Origin of the sequence: Methylobacterium sp. J-078, assembly GCF_022829285.1 — a bacterium.
Lineage (GTDB): Bacteria > Pseudomonadota > Alphaproteobacteria > Rhizobiales > Beijerinckiaceae > Methylobacterium.
The window spans coordinates 18,580-31,279 of sequence record NZ_JAKSYI010000044.1; the positions used below are offsets into that span (position 1 = coordinate 18,580).

General features: G+C 59.0%; 16 protein-coding genes. 12 read left to right on the plus strand and 4 right to left on the minus strand.

Annotated features, from left to right (window positions below; translation table 11 throughout):
- The first annotated feature begins 31 nt into the window (after window positions 1-31).
- Window positions 32-2,569 carry a TonB-dependent siderophore receptor gene (locus MKK58_RS04510; protein ID WP_243910969.1) on the plus strand — a complete coding sequence of 846 codons (2,538 nt, stop codon included), beginning with the start codon at window positions 32-34 and terminating at the stop codon, window positions 2,567-2,569.
- 1,815 nt (window positions 2,570-4,384) lie between these two features.
- Here MKK58_RS04510 and MKK58_RS04515 read toward each other — a convergent pair.
- A complete protein-coding gene (locus tag MKK58_RS04515; protein WP_243910970.1) occupies window positions 4,385-4,663 on the minus strand; it encodes a hypothetical protein in 279 nt (92 codons plus the stop codon).
- An 800-nt stretch (window positions 4,664-5,463) separates the two neighbouring features.
- Here MKK58_RS04515 and MKK58_RS04520 point away from each other — a divergent pair.
- The 3 genes from MKK58_RS04520 (at window position 5,464) to MKK58_RS04530 (ending at window position 7,218) form a co-directional block, all read left to right on the plus strand.
- Window positions 5,464-5,694 carry a hypothetical protein gene (locus tag MKK58_RS04520; RefSeq protein WP_243910971.1) on the plus strand — a complete coding sequence of 77 codons (231 nt, stop codon included), beginning with the start codon at window positions 5,464-5,466 and terminating at the stop codon, window positions 5,692-5,694.
- A 518-nt stretch (window positions 5,695-6,212) separates the two neighbouring features.
- Complete coding sequence (locus MKK58_RS04525; protein ID WP_243910972.1) at window positions 6,213-6,869, plus strand: SOS response-associated peptidase; 657 nt, start codon at window positions 6,213-6,215, stop codon at window positions 6,867-6,869.
- Window positions 6,870-6,924: 55 nt separating this feature from the next.
- Window positions 6,925-7,218: a DUF6894 family protein gene (locus MKK58_RS04530; RefSeq protein ID WP_243910973.1), complete on the plus strand. Its 294-nt coding sequence runs from the start codon at window positions 6,925-6,927 to the stop codon at window positions 7,216-7,218.
- Window positions 7,219-7,308: 90 nt separating this feature from the next.
- Here MKK58_RS04530 and MKK58_RS04535 read toward each other — a convergent pair whose 3' ends face one another.
- Window positions 7,309-7,677 (minus strand): hypothetical protein, encoded by a 369-nt coding sequence (locus tag MKK58_RS04535; protein WP_243910974.1) that lies wholly within the window; start codon window positions 7,675-7,677, stop codon window positions 7,309-7,311.
- Between the two features lie 193 nt (window positions 7,678-7,870).
- Here MKK58_RS04535 and MKK58_RS04540 point away from each other — a divergent pair, with 193 nt between their 5' ends.
- From MKK58_RS04540 to MKK58_RS26805, 7 genes are read left to right on the plus strand one after another with little or no spacing between them, the layout of a single operon-like run.
- On the plus strand, window positions 7,871-8,950 hold the full coding sequence (locus MKK58_RS04540) for a type I restriction enzyme HsdR N-terminal domain-containing protein (RefSeq protein ID WP_243910975.1): 1,080 nt from the start codon (window positions 7,871-7,873) through the stop codon (window positions 8,948-8,950).
- 50 nt (window positions 8,951-9,000) lie between these two features.
- Window positions 9,001-9,333 carry a hypothetical protein gene (locus MKK58_RS04545; protein ID WP_243910976.1) on the plus strand — a complete coding sequence of 111 codons (333 nt, stop codon included), beginning with the start codon at window positions 9,001-9,003 and terminating at the stop codon, window positions 9,331-9,333.
- Between the two features lie 8 nt (window positions 9,334-9,341).
- Window positions 9,342-9,698 carry a DUF2513 domain-containing protein gene (locus MKK58_RS04550; RefSeq protein WP_243910977.1) on the plus strand — a complete coding sequence of 119 codons (357 nt, stop codon included), beginning with the start codon at window positions 9,342-9,344 and terminating at the stop codon, window positions 9,696-9,698.
- A complete protein-coding gene (locus tag MKK58_RS04555; protein WP_243910978.1) occupies window positions 9,695-10,354 on the plus strand; it encodes a hypothetical protein in 660 nt (219 codons plus the stop codon). Before MKK58_RS04550 ends, MKK58_RS04555 begins: the two co-directional genes overlap by 4 nt.
- Entirely contained in the window at window positions 10,351-10,692 is a 342-nt protein-coding gene (locus tag MKK58_RS04560; RefSeq protein ID WP_243910979.1) for a hypothetical protein, read from the plus strand. The genes MKK58_RS04555 and MKK58_RS04560 overlap by 4 nt, the downstream gene beginning before the upstream one ends.
- Window positions 10,689-11,357: a hypothetical protein gene (locus MKK58_RS04565; protein ID WP_243910980.1), complete on the plus strand. Its 669-nt coding sequence runs from the start codon at window positions 10,689-10,691 to the stop codon at window positions 11,355-11,357. Before MKK58_RS04560 ends, MKK58_RS04565 begins: the two co-directional genes overlap by 4 nt.
- A 9-nt stretch (window positions 11,358-11,366) precedes the next feature.
- On the plus strand, window positions 11,367-11,678 hold the full coding sequence (locus MKK58_RS26805) for an HGGxSTG domain-containing protein (RefSeq protein WP_279578224.1): 312 nt from the start codon (window positions 11,367-11,369) through the stop codon (window positions 11,676-11,678).
- A gap of 37 nt (window positions 11,679-11,715) precedes the next feature.
- Here the strand turns inward: MKK58_RS26805 and MKK58_RS04570 are convergent, their stop codons facing one another.
- Together MKK58_RS04570 and MKK58_RS04575 are read right to left on the minus strand one after the other, a co-directional pair.
- Window positions 11,716-11,937: a hypothetical protein gene (locus tag MKK58_RS04570; RefSeq protein WP_243910981.1), complete on the minus strand. Its 222-nt coding sequence runs from the start codon at window positions 11,935-11,937 to the stop codon at window positions 11,716-11,718.
- 54 nt (window positions 11,938-11,991) lie between these two features.
- Window positions 11,992-12,219 (minus strand): hypothetical protein, encoded by a 228-nt coding sequence (locus MKK58_RS04575; protein ID WP_243910982.1) that lies wholly within the window; start codon window positions 12,217-12,219, stop codon window positions 11,992-11,994.
- A 143-nt stretch (window positions 12,220-12,362) separates the two neighbouring features.
- On the opposite strand from MKK58_RS04575, the gene MKK58_RS04580 reads away from it, so the two are divergent.
- Window positions 12,363-12,683 (plus strand): GCG_CRPN prefix-to-repeats domain-containing protein, encoded by a 321-nt coding sequence (locus MKK58_RS04580; protein WP_243910983.1) that lies wholly within the window; start codon window positions 12,363-12,365, stop codon window positions 12,681-12,683.
- The last annotated feature ends 17 nt before the right edge of the window (window positions 12,684-12,700 follow it).

The window sequence follows — 12,700 nt, forward strand, 5'->3', positions numbered from 1 at the left end:
GTCAGAAGACCGCGCGGAGACGGTGGGTCTAATGACGGTGCGAGGACGTGGGCAGAACCGGACGGGGGACGGCTATCGGATGGTGACGGGCTTGAGTGGTGTCGCGGCGCTCGTCCTCGCCCTGCCGGCACCGGCCTCGGGGGCCATCGGCCATGCGGACCGGAGCGACATGGCCCTCGGTCCGCAGATCGTTCGCGTGGCCGCGACGAGGCCGGGTACGGAGGAGATCCTCGACTTCGCGATTTCCGCTCAGCCCCTGGATGAGGCCCTGGCGACGTACGGTGCCGTCAGCGGCGTTCAGCTCATCTACGACAGCCACGCCACCCGTCGCCTGCGTGCGATGCCGCTTGCCGGACGCTACGACCGGGCGGAAGGACTTCGGCGGCTCCTCGTGGGAACTGGCCTCGTGCCGCACTTCACGGCGCCGCACTCCGCAACCATCATCGGCCTCGTCGCCCAGGCCGATCTCGGCAGCATCCATGATGGCGCCGTCACCCTGGATGCCCTGGAGGTAACGGGGGATACGGCGCTCGGTCCGACGAACGGCTATGCCGCCCAACGCAGCGCAACGGCGACCAAGACCGGCACCTCGATCCTGGAGACGCCCCAAGCGGTCAACGTGGTCGGCCGCGAGGAAATCGAGGATCGGCAGGCGCAGAGTGTCAGCCAAGCCCTGCTCTACACGCCGGGCGTTCTCACCCAGTACGGCACGGACCTGCGCTACGATTGGCTTTATGTCCGTGGCTTCGTACCCGGACGCTACCTCGATGGATTGCGTCTGCCCTTCGGCGCCCGGGGCTACTCGCAGCCACGCATCGAGTCGTACGGCCTGGAGCGGATCGAGTTGCTGAAGGGGCCCTCATCGGGGCTGTATGGGCAGAACTCGCCGGGTGGCTTGCTCAACCTCGTGAGCAAGCGACCGAGTGCGGTGCCTTTGCGCGAAATCCAGCTTCAGACCGGCAGTTTCGGACGTGCGCAGGCCGCCTTCGATCTTTCCGGTCCCGTCGATCCGGACGGTCGGATCCTGTACCGGCTGACAGGTCTCGCCCGCACCACCGGCACCCAGGTCGATTACCTGGAGGAAGACCGGGTCTTCATCGCTCCGAGCGTCACGTTCCGGCCGGATGCCGACACGTCCCTCACGATCCTGTCGCAGTATCTGCACATCGACTCGCCCGGAGGCGGTGCTCCACAGGGCTTGCCAACCCTCGGAACGCTCTACAGCAATCCCCGTGGGCGCATTCCCACCAATCGCTTCATCGGTGAACCGAACTACGACCGCTTCAAGCTCGACCAGGGCTTCATCGGCTATGCCTTCGAGCATCGGTTCAACGACGTCTGGACCGTGCGCCAGAACCTCCGGTTCTCTCACGTCGAAGCCGACACCCAGCGCGTGCAGGCAATCGGCCTTGCAGCCAATGGCCGGACGCTGTCCCGCTACGCCTGGGCTTTCCCGGAGCGCTCCAACCTCTTCAACGTCGACAATCAGGCGGAGGCACGTTTCTCCACGGGACCTCTCGCGCATACCCTCCTGTTTGGGGCCGATTACCTGCGCGAGGATGCACGCTACGACGAGTCCGAACTCCGGGTCGTCCCGTCCGTCGATATCTTCACCCCGGTCTATGCCGGGACGGTCACGCGACCCCCGCTGGGAACCCGGATCACGCAAGGGCGCAACCAGGCCGGCCTCTACGTCCAGGACGAGATTCGCGTGGGTGGGTTCAGTCTCACCCTGAGCGGCCGGCAGGACTGGGCCGATGCCGTCACTCGGACCCAGACGGCTGCGACCGGCGCGGTGAGCCGGGTCAAGCAGGACGATGCGGCGTTCACCGGCCGCGTGGGCCTGAGCTACCTGTTCGAGGGGGGCTTCGCGCCGTATGTCAGCTATGCGACCTCGTTCCAGCCAACATCCGGGACGAACCGTCTGGGCACCCCCTTCGCCCCGACCACGGGCGATCAGATCGAGGGCGGCATCAAGGTGCAGCCGGCAGGAACCAACCTCCTGCTGACCGGCGCGGTCTTCGACCTGAAGCAGCAGAACGTGCTGACGCCGGACGCCCTGGATTTTCGCTTCAATACCCAGGCCGGCGAAGCACGGGTCCGCGGGCTGGAGTTGGAGGCTAAGGCAAGCCTGAGCGAGAGCCTCGACGTCATCGCCTCCTACGCGGCGATGACCAGCGAATTCACCAAGGCGAACGCTAATGCAGCTGGCGTCAGCATCGTCGGGAACGAACTCCCCTTCGTTCCGCGCCACCAAGCCTCCGTCTGGCTCGACTACACGATCCGGACCGGTGACTGGGCTGGTCTCGGCCTGGGAACGGGCGTGCGCTACATCGGCGTCTCGGTCGGCGACAACGCCAACCTCTACAAGACCCCTGTGGTCACGCTCGTCGACGCGGCAGTGAGGTACGATTTCGGGTATCGCTATCCATCGCTGAAGGGTGTCGATCTAGCGCTCAACGCCACGAACCTCTTTGACAGGACCTACGTCACGACGTGCATCGCCGCCACCGGCTGCTTCTACGGAAACAGGCAGACGATCCTGGGCACGCTGAGATATCGCTGGTGACGATCGCCGGGAGCGGACGAACAGTCTGGAACGGTGCGCTGCGATCCGACTACGGCAGCACGGCTGATGATCCACCCAAACAAGACATTCATCCTATAAGGTCGAATGTCGGAGATACGGTCGTTTTTCGGTCTGATCATCTAGGTTGGGATCAGCCATTAAATCGGCTGAAGCGCTGCGGGCCCGCCTTCCCTCACGGGCACGGGTGAAATCACTCGTGCCACGTCCTGTTCGCAATGCCCTCGCCGCTGTCATTACGAGGTATCGGGAGGATGTGGCACCGATGCCGTGATCTTCGGTGCACACTCCTTGAGGGCAGGTACCTCACCACTGCGGCTGAACGGGGCGCAGATCTCGCCCGCATCATGGATCAGAGGGGGCACCGCGATCCAAGGACGGTCGTCAGATACACCGCCGCGCCAACGCCTTTGAGGATCACTCCGGAGGCGGGTCTTCGCAGACCAATTCTTCTTATACTTGGAACACAGTAACTTAATTTATCGATCACATCGCAGATAATCAGTGCATCTGAGGGTATCTGTAGATAATTTTCTGCATATTTCCATCGAGAATTTCAGCAGATGTTGGCTGTGTTCCTACGGCTTTACCATCAACACATTTCTGTGCTTGGGTCTTTGCAGAATCCAGATCACCAGTCCAAGGTATCGAACCTAACGCACCTTTTTCATTGCGGACAATTATTCTAAACATTTCAAATCTCCAAAATCTCAGATGTCTGCGTACACTACTATTTGGCGATTTAATACAACTTTATATTTTAGTGATCGATTAAAATCGCTTGTCAGCAGATATCGCAAGGCGCATTAGTGCAAGCAATTATGTTTTGTCTTTGATCGCAGCTCTGTCTGCGAGGCTTTCTCGCATGAAGAAGAGAGGGGGGAACCGACGATGGACGTTGTGCTCGCACCGGTGGGATCGGAGGTCGATGTATGGTCCTTAAAGGATCGACTGGGGCGCGATTTAGGGACGATTGTGAAAGGCGCGAAGGCGGATAGTTTCCGCATTAGGCCCATAGCAGGCTCTGCTTTGTGCGCCGTCAAGATCGAGCATCCGACACTTGATGAAGCTATGTCAGCGATCGCCAAATTGATGAATGGGGCTTGTAATCTTGACAGCCAGCAGTGGAGTTAAGGCACATTCATATGCATAAACCTCAATAGACACGTTTTCTAGGTTGACTGGTTCCCGCCGTGAAAGATCTAAACCCACCCCAGTATCATGCCAGCTTCTTCGCGAATAACGGCGCGATTATATGCGACGTCATACTGTTTGCTGAAACTGACATCGATGCGATGCGTCAGGTTAAAGCGATGGTTGACATCCATTCGATCGATCTGTGGTGTGGCCCTCGATTTATCGAGTACTATCCGGCAGTTACCCAAAAAGCATGAACAGTATGGATCGCTGAGCGAAGAAACGGTCGGAGGCAGCGGCTACATCCAACTTCCTTCGTTGATTTGTGCCCTAATCGGATGCTGCTCTGCCAGAACATGAGCGTGCGACATCCCCGCTGCGAGGGCGAGGGAAGCAGATGGATAGGAGCTTGTGGATCGATAGGGGTGGTAGCCGGCTGTGGTCACGGACCATCGAAAGCGGCCCTTTGCGCTCCAGCAAGCCGATACGGCCACGCTATGGTTGGGCAACGAGGGAATTTGCATGTGTACCTTATGGCACGTCGTGCGACCTTAACCAAAGTCGAGTCGATCGTTGTTGAGAAATCCTCGCCTTAGCAGCCATACTCGCGGCTGGAATTGTGGCTGTCACGCCATAACGCTTGCCTACCCGTGGAGGTCTCTAGCGAAAGAATGCACCGGTTGTCTGCTCATTTATTGGAGGCGGCTCAGAATACATAGCAAATTTTATAGCAGACAAATCTTCAGAGGCGCCAATCGCAGGGTTAAACTTGGCCTCAATCACCTGTGTCTGACAATCTATCCCGGCAATGATAATGATCTTGCCAAGGACTGGATGCTCTCCGGTGGAAACGTTAGCTCTCCGAACAGATGCAAACTTTGTATCCTTTAAAACACCCCATAAGTCCTCACTGCCAGCTTCGTAGTCGGTGATCTTCATGGTGAATTTCTCCATCTGGTACGGTCTGATCAGCCTTGCGGCGGGGTACTGTACGCGTTGCGTGCTCATCCTTCGAACTTAGGCCGCCGCAGCCGCCTCTTGGATGTCTGTCACAGCTTCCATCTTGACGAGGGCTGCCACCGCTCTGCTGAGTCGGTTGGGCGCCGCCTCATCTAAAATAATTGGGAATGCCGCCTCCAGAGCCCGGGTCGCACCGACGACAGCAGCATGCGCTGCCGATGATCGCGGCAAACGTCGAAGTTTGATGATGGGCATGAGGGTTCCTATGAACCGTCAAGCATGCGCCACGATCTCGTATTCACCTAGAACTATCGCAGATTGGTCAGGATGCCTCGGGATCAGCGAGAAATTCCCATGATCGTGCTCGATCGCCTCTCCCACGATGGCTGCTGCCGACCGACAAGCGCGATTGAAACTAAAAATTGCAGTTGAAGGTTTTTTCTATCTATCGTAGTGCAAGGCCCCTAGTGTCCACGAGCCGCTTCGGTTGCGTTGCCCCGTAGTTCAGCGGCGGCGGTTGGGACCCTTCCCTCCAGGCGCCCCAACCGTCACTCTTGGCGACCTCTGGCAGATCCATCGACGCGCATCCGGTATGTTCTGCTCGCTCGTACCGGATCGAGCGAGAGCGGCCACTGCCAAGCCCCAACTGAACAGAGATGGGCCAGCTTAACGCCGGGCTTTCCTGGCGTTAACAATTTGTATCATCGAAAGTTTTCCTCGCTACGAATAGCACCTTAGCGTAGCATCGCTGCTTAGATGCTATCGATTGGAGTAGGTCCATGACCCGCCTCGATGCCAAACGTCTGGAAATCGCCGAGTTGATTGCGGTCGAACTGGGCTTCGATGATCTGGAAGGGATGGGTGTAGTTGACCGTGCGATGATCGATCAGCATACCGACGAAGCTATTGACTGTTGCGCAGAACACCTTGCAATTCCTGCAGACGACAAGAACTCAAACATCCGTCTGAGGCACCTTCTAAAGCAACACACAATCTTATATAAGTTATAATATCATTAGTCTTTACTCCTTGTCATTTTATTGGAGGAGCATGCGCTGTGGTTATTTCAAATATCTACTCATTTAAATTGTGTGATACCATTCTACTAGCAGACTGGGCGCAGCTAGCAAATATCTCATCGAGAAATCTTGGATTTGAGAAGGTATTGCCATCCTTAAGCTCAGAGCAGTGGCAGATGGTGCTTACAAGCGTCATGTCGCGAATGAAGATGCGCGGCATCCACCCGCCGTTTGGCTGGAAGGTTTCACTCGCAGAGTATGTTGGACGAACGAGTGACTGAGCTTCCTTCCATGGACAGTACTAATCTGATCTGAATTAGAAATTGATCAGTTCAATCGATACGGGCACTGGTCGGCGCCTACATCCACCCCACTAAAACCGCCAATTCCCCCGCTTCCAGCGCGAGGTTGAGAGCTGGGCGCCCAATGTCTACGGCATGACATGCCAGGCCAAGCTCGACACAAGGGGTGGCCCGAGCACAGTGGGGCTGCCGTCGAGGACCTGAGCCATGTGCAACCTCTACAGCCTCGTGACGCCCCAGGCTGAGATCCGCGCCTCCTTCGGTGTGTCGGTCGATCGCACCGGTAACCTGCCCCCCCTGCCGGGCATCTTCCCCGATCAGCGCGCGCCCATCGTGCGGGTGGGCGAGGACGGTAAGCGCGTCATGGAGATGTTCCGCTGGGGCATCCCCGGCCCGAAACAGTTCGGCGAGCATCCCGTCACCAACGTCCGGAACGTGAAGAGCCCACACTGGCGGCCCTGGCTGAAGCCGGAGTACCGCTGCCTCGTGCCGGTCTCGTCCTTCAGCCAGTACGCCGACACCAAGCCGAAGAAGACGCCGACTTGGTTCGCCCTTGATGAGGATCGCCCCCTGTTCGCCTTTGCAGGCATCTGGCGCCCCTGGACGGGCGTGCGAGGCACGAAGGCCGAGAACCCCGACCGCGCAGAGGAGGTGCACTGGCTGTTCTCGTTCCTAACCTGCGAGGCCAACGGCGTGGTCGGGCCGATCCACCCGAAGGCCATGCCGGTACTGCTGACGACGCCGGAGGAGTGGAGCGCTTGGCTCGCGGCACCCACGGAGATCGCCCTGGAGCTTCAGCGCCTATTGCCGGACGCAATGATGAGGATCGTGGCTACGGGTTCTCGTAGGGACCCGGCGGAATGAGGTTCGATGCGGAGCAGTACGCGTTTTCCGAACCTGCCTCCTGCGAACGCCGTTGATGCCGTCAGGTCTCAGTCTTGAGGGTCAGCAGGTGATGGAGCGCTACTTCTTCGACGTCGAAGACGGTCACCTCACGATGGATGATGACGGGAGGGACCTTGATGGAGCCGATGCTGTCGCAGCCGCTGCAATGAGCACCCTGCTGGAGATCGCCAGGTTCGAGGTCGTCGCCAACAACGAGCGCGAGCTTTCGGTGACGGTGCGGAACGAGGCAGGGGACCCGATCTACCGAGCTTCTATTACCGTGAAAGCCGGATGGCTGGCAGGGTTGAACCGAATGGCCTCTGCTTGAGGATCATTCGGGGAGCGCGGTTCGGTAGGATGACAAGACGGAAGGACGGTCACGCGAGCCACCTCATCGAAGCCGACAAAAATTCATACTTCAGTCAGGGCTCGGGACGGGCTGTGCTGTCGAAACTATACGGGTATCCCGCGTCACTCCTGCGCCAGGCTGTCCATCTTTGGTCACGATCCGCTCGAACTGAACGGGAGCAGCAGCAGAATTGTTACCAGATTGCCTTTCTACCGCTGCGACAACCTGAAGAATTTCTGCAACCTGCTGCCGGTGCCATGGCTTCCAACTGCCTGTAGACGGTATGAGGCCGATGGCTCGGGCCAGTTGACCGTACTGCATTGTATTGTCGGTAAGCTCTAGCGACCGAAGAACCGCCACAGCAGAAATCGCGAACTGTAAGCGCTCGCTTACGTTCAGACGTTTCTTGGCTTCGGGTTCAATCCCTGCGTCACTCATACCCCCTCCTATTACGACCGTGCACCATATCCGCTGCCGGTGCATCTGCACCTTCTTCATCTAACAGGCGGTTTCGTCCTTTTTGGCAGAGCGTGATCCTCAGTTCCCTCAGGTGCTCGCGCTGGGTGTCGCTTGAGACAGATCTATGAGCTAGGCTTCCCTCAGAAATCGTTAGTGTTGGGGAAGTACGCTGATGGAATTCGCGAGCATCAACGTCGAAGGCATGAACGAGACAGATGTCCGCGAGACGATTGTCAGGCCATTTATCCATGCCCTGGGATACGCTCACAACACGGTCAATAATATCCGTACTGAAGTTACTCTTCGATACGAAAAAGCGTTCCTTGGCCGCAAGAGCCCGTCCAAGGACCCACCGCTACGAGGACGTGCCGACTACATTTGTGAGGTAATCTCCCACGGTCGTTGGGTGGTCGAGGTCAAGGCTCCCCATGAAGATCTAACATTAGACATTTCACAGCAAGCCCACACATATGCCGCACATCCCGATGTTGCAGCGCTATATTACCTAGTTACGAACGGTAAAGAGTTCAAAGTCTATAGGACTAGCCATCCCGATGCCCCGGCTTTGGCTTGGCACTTGGCAGCCACGAAAGAAAAATTCTCGACCATACGAAATATAATCGGTCCGGCGGCCATCAAGCGCCAGTCTTTGAGTAGTCAAGTAGATACTGGTAAGCCGCTCGCAGAAGGCATCGGTTCCACCGCACGCATTGTAGGTGGCTATCTTACTTACGACGATCATTATTCTATTAACCCGCAAATCAATGCTGGTCTTGGTGTCATGAATGGGATGCGGGCGACAATCAACGGTCGCTCTGTAGTTCGAACGGAGCACGGTCTTATTAGAGCAGAGGTTGATCTTGTTCGAAGCAACAATCTGCTCGACGCACTTAATAGAGCCTCCGGTTTTGAGACTCTTGTCTTTGAAAGCGCGGTAGATTTTGTGTCTACTGACGAGGAACAGCCCTCGATTTTTCAGAACATTGCTGGAGGAGAAATTTTAGCAGGCACCGTCATGCAGGGTATCTCGGGTATACCACCGTTTCAGATCCCATTCCCAATTCAAACGGCTGCGTTCACTCAGGCAGTTTGCTACTTCGATGGATCGAGCATCCAAGGGACGTTCTCGATGCAGTATTTCTATGATGTTCCTAATCCAAGCATGGTTCCATTTCAATTCCGGCAGTTCGTCGACTCGTTAAAGTCAGCCGGTATCACTGGAGCGGGCACCTTCATAATGAACGTCGTTTGATCGCAGGCGAAATGAAGGCGAATCCACGTGCTAATTGCTAGGGGTATCAAGTGCCTGAGAGTACGAACGGCTTCACAGATACTTTTGACGATCTTGTCTTCGGTATTTGGCAGGCTGGGAAAGACGGCGTTGATCCGGAGACGGACACAGATGGTCCAGAAGATCCAGCGAAAGCCATTGCTACCGTCCTGAGCAGGGCACGAGGTGCCTTTAGCGCCTCTGAACAGTACGACGCTCTAAGCTCCGCCGAGGCGTGGGGGCTTCAGGTTATCGCCGCCCTTGAGCAGGATCTGGCACAGGCCCGGCGAGCGCTGGCGGCCCTCCAGCTCGGCCCCGCCCATTTGATGCGCTCACAGATCGCGGAAGTGAATTTGCCTCAATGAAACGCGACATGGACCTCGTGCGTAACATCCTTCTCGCGGTCGAAGACGGCTACCAAAGTTTCGGCGGCAGCAAGCTTGAGACTCGTTTCGCTTTCATCCCGCCGATAGTTCTTCAGCACGTCAAATTGCTGGAAGAGGCGGGTTTGATCAAAATAGCGGGGCGCAATCTCTCCAATGATATCCATGTCAGTGGCCTGACGTGGGAAGGCCATGACTTCCTCGATACCGTGAGAGATCCGGAGGTGTGGAAGCGGACGAAGGACGGCGCGAGCAAGATGGGCGGCTGGACCTTCGGCCTGCTGAAGGATCTGGGGACCGCCTACCTTAAGCACGTCGCGAAGGAGCGGCTGGGGATCGACTTATGAGCGCTCGCACCGAATTCGAGCGCCGCTGGAGCGCAGACGGCAAGGTGCTTGTTGCGCCCGACATGATGCTGTTCGTCGGCCCCATGCTGGAGCGCGCGCAGGAGCAGTATGGGCCTGTCGTCTGGGAGGACGGGTGGGCACTTGAAGGGGTCGTGTTCTACGGGGACGATCCCAGCGTCCGCCCACTTCCGGACATGAAGCGCTTCGCGATCGTCCTGCCGGCAGATGGCATAGACGACCACGATGTCGCGTTGGCCTTCCTCGCGCATGAACTCGTCCACTGCACCCATGTGGACGGCGCGGGCGATGCGCCCATGATCGAGGAGGGCGCAGCCGTTCGGTTCAGTCTGATCGAGGCGGCAGCCCTTACGCCCGGCTTCGCAGCGATCCTACGGGAGCACCAGACGACAGCACCAGGAGTCGAGCACTACGCCGAGGCGCTGATTGCCGTGGAGCAACTTCTGGACCTCGACCCGAACGCCATCCGCACCCTGCGAACGGCCGATCCGGATTGGAACGCGATCACACCCGAGCGGATCAGGGCCGTGGTGCCGAGTGCGTCGGAGGAGTTGGCTTCGCTGCTCTGCGAGGTGCGTGAGATGCGACCGAATCACGAGCATGCCGCATGGCTAGCCGAACAGGAGACGAAGACGTGACAGACCAGCTTATTCCAAGCCGCATCATCACCGTTCGCAGCATTAACAACCGTCTCACAGACGGAGAGGAGATGGCGAGTACTCAGACTATCCCGAGCGCTTGGCGTGACGGCGACTGCGTTACCGTGATATTTCCAAACGATGAACGTCTTCACCTGTTCTGCGATTGCGATGATCATGGCCCAAATGCTTTTTGGTACCAGCGGAACGCATCTCAACACTGGACGATCGTTATTGAGACAGTGCCAGCGACGGCAGGCAACTACGGCGCCCTGAAGGCGAAGTTCAGTAGCGACCACTTGGACGTCCAGAAGCGAGACGACGAGGAAGGGCGATGACACGACGCAAATCCGGCGCAAGTACCTTGGCCGCCGCTCGCATCCAGGCGGAAACCGGCGGCACGGCGCCGACACCCCTCGCGGAACGGTACGAGGGCAAGGCCCGCGAACGCCTCGATCCGAACAGCGTCACGATCGGGGCCGGCGGGGAATTGGTGCCGGGCGACGACTTCGCGTCCAACACCCTGCCCGCGATCCTCGACACGCTGGCGAACCCTGACCATGTGGCAGCCGATGCCAGCAGGGACCGGCTCGACCTGGCTGACCGTGCCGGCGCCCTGGAAATTGCCCTCGACACGGCCGACAGCATCGGGACCACGGACAGCCTCGAACGGATGCTCGCCCACCAGCTTGCGGCAGTCCATGTCGGGGCGATGAAGCTGGCCGGGCTGATGAACGATCAGGCCACCCACGCGGCCCGCACGCAGGGCCAGGAGCGGCAGGCGGCGTGCATTGAGGCGGCCCGGCTGGCCGGCGGCGTGGCACGGCTCTCCGGGTCGTTCCAGGCCGGTATGACGACCTTGCAGCGGATGCGCTCGGGCGGGAAGCAGATCGTCGTCGTGAAGCACCAGCACAACTATGCAGCCGGCGCTCAGACCGTTGTGGCGCCCGAGGTTGCCCCAGGGGGGCGGGGGCATCGGCGCTCAAAGGTGGCTAGGGGGTAGGTCTCGATTATGTGCAACGAACCTCATGCCCACGGTTGGCGGGTCGCGCTCGATGCCGCGTGGGAGGCAAAGCGGTGCGGAGCGAAGACGCGGGCCGGCGGGACATGCACCGGCCCCGCGATGAAGAATGGCCGGTGCCGGATGCACGGTGGCACCAGCACGGGACCGCGAACCGCTGAGGGGCTGGCACGGTCGAAGCGGTCCACTTGGAAGCACGGGCGGCGCTCGGCCGAGACAATCGCCCTTCGGCGGATGGTGGCGAAGGCGGGTCGGGATCTGCGGGCGCTGATGAAGGCGGCGGGCAGCTACGTCAAAGGGTGATCTTCGGGAGCAGTACGGGCGCACGGGCGAGGATTGGTCATTTCTTGATAAAGGGCGGCGGTCCATCATGCGGGCCGTAGATGTAGCCATCGCGGATATACCATTCGCCGCTCTCTTCCGGGCCGTAGATGAAGCCATCAAGCAGGTAGTATTCCCCGGTTTGACCGGGGCCGTAGATGTGATCGAGATGGATGTAGTACTCTTCGGCGATATCCGGGCCACAGATGTTATTGCCCTTGATGTAGTACATCCCGCTCATGCCCGTCGTCCAGTTCGAAACCCGTTACCTGCCTTGGGCACCGTAGCATCCATTCTATTCAATCGTCTCTTGGAACCTGTCCCGCTCGGATGAGCCTACCGTGATCGGTTCGAGCTTCAAGCCCTCAGCCGCCTCCGCGAATGCTGCCAGGGCTTCGGCTGTGAGGCACTTCCGGAAACTGCCAGCATCCTCGGCGCACTCGATGGTGATCGCGACGATCTGGGCGGCGTTGATCGCGGCCTTGATGCCGGCGTTGTAGGCGGCGCGTTCAGTGGGGGTCATGCGTACTGTCTCCGGATCACAGGTCTGGGATTGCCTGAACGAAACGGCCGCGCTTCCATCAGCGTCGGTTCAGCGCATGGAGCGCAGCCTTTGGTTTCTCCGGTCAGCCGAGGCTGAGGCCGGACGCCAACAGGGTTCAGGTCATGATGCGCGTGAAGGTGCTGGGAATAGGTGCTGTGCTGGCTGCCGGGCTCGGTCTGGCAACCTCGGCCAAGGCTGCTGACCTCTCGTTCGACCCGTTCGAACAAAGCCGCGGTGAGCCCTTGATCGAACTCGCGGCGGGAGGCTGCGGCCCCGGCTTCCATCCCAATCCGTGGGGCCACTGCCGGCGGAATGACCGCGGCTACGGCTATGGCGGAGCTCGCCGGTTCTACGAGGGACGGCACTACGGCTACGGCGATGGCTACGGGCGCGGAGTTGGCTACGACTACCACCGCCGTCGTCCGTTCTATGACGGCGATTGATGGCATCACGGCTGGTG